Here is a 602-nt window from a genome sequence, read left to right on the forward strand (position 1 = left end):
CAACAACGCCACATTGCTCGCCGCATTGCCGTAGCTGTTGTCCGGCGCCATTTCGAACAGCCCCTCCGGGCTCATGTCCTTGAAGCCGTAGCGTTTGCAGTGGTCGACCAGGCTGTCGAGGCTCTGCGCGTCGTACAGCTCGCGGTCGTCGCGCTGGCACTGGGCGGTGAGGGCGGAGTTGCCGAGGTTGTTGCCGGTGCCGTCGAAGAACAGGCCGATGCGCAGGGTGATGCCGGTTTCCGTGGCGTCCAGTTCCTCTTCTTCCTCCTCCTCTTCCAGCTCGGCGGCCGCCTGCAGGCGTTTTGCCAGCGCCGAGGGTTGCGCCGTGCTGAGGCGGTTGCCGGCCATGGCCAGGGCGGCGGAGGCCGGCAGCCAGGGGCCGAGGGCTTTCAGGCCGCTGCCCTTGCCCGGTGCCCCGCCGGCGTTGAGCTTGGCCAGCGGGCCGCTGACGGTGACGCCGCCGGGGTCGAGCTTGATGAAGCTGCCGCCGGCCTGGAGGGTCAGTTCCATGCCGGCTTCGATCACCAGCTTCTGCCCGGCCTTGAGGTGGATTTCCTGCCCGGCTTCCACGAGCCGGTTGCTGCCGATGCGGATGTGCTGTT

1 pseudogene is annotated in these 602 nt (G+C 68.1%); it reads right to left on the reverse strand.

The features are described 5' to 3' along the window. A pseudogene (locus A9G05_RS28275) lies at positions 1–602 on the reverse strand (DUF2345 domain-containing protein); the annotation flags it as partial.

The sequence above is a fragment of the Pseudomonas sp. ENNP23 genome (genome assembly GCF_001728945.1).
Lineage (GTDB): Bacteria > Pseudomonadota > Gammaproteobacteria > Pseudomonadales > Pseudomonadaceae > Metapseudomonas > Metapseudomonas otitidis.